Below are 294 nucleotides of genomic sequence, written 5' to 3'. Positions count from 1 at the left end.
CGGTACTAATGAACCGTGAGGCTTAACCTTACAACGCCGAAGATGTTTTGGCGGAATTGAGAAGATTTTCAGCATTGATTACAGATTTTGCGAAAACGAAAGATTTTACGCTGAGGCAAGGCGGCAAGTGTAGCGACGGAAGGAGCATACAAAAGTATGTGACTGACGTTCGCAGGCGCGGCCAACGCAGCATCAGTGGAAAAGATTCGTTTTAAGAGCACAAAGAATTTGCCTGGCGGCCGTAGCGCGGTGGTCCCACCTGACCCCATGCCGAACTCAGAAGTGAAACGCCGT

General features: G+C 50.0%; 1 rRNA gene. It reads left to right on the top strand.

The features are described from left to right. Positions 1–231: 231 nt before the first annotated feature. A 5S ribosomal RNA gene (gene rrf / locus OGY07_RS00090) occupies positions 232–294 on the top strand; the annotation flags it as partial.

It is taken from the genome of Citrobacter sp. Cs237, assembly GCF_030332325.1.
GTDB classification, from domain to species: domain Bacteria; phylum Pseudomonadota; class Gammaproteobacteria; order Enterobacterales; family Enterobacteriaceae; genus Citrobacter_A; species Citrobacter_A sedlakii.
This window is presented reverse-complemented; position numbering and strand designations above follow the sequence as displayed.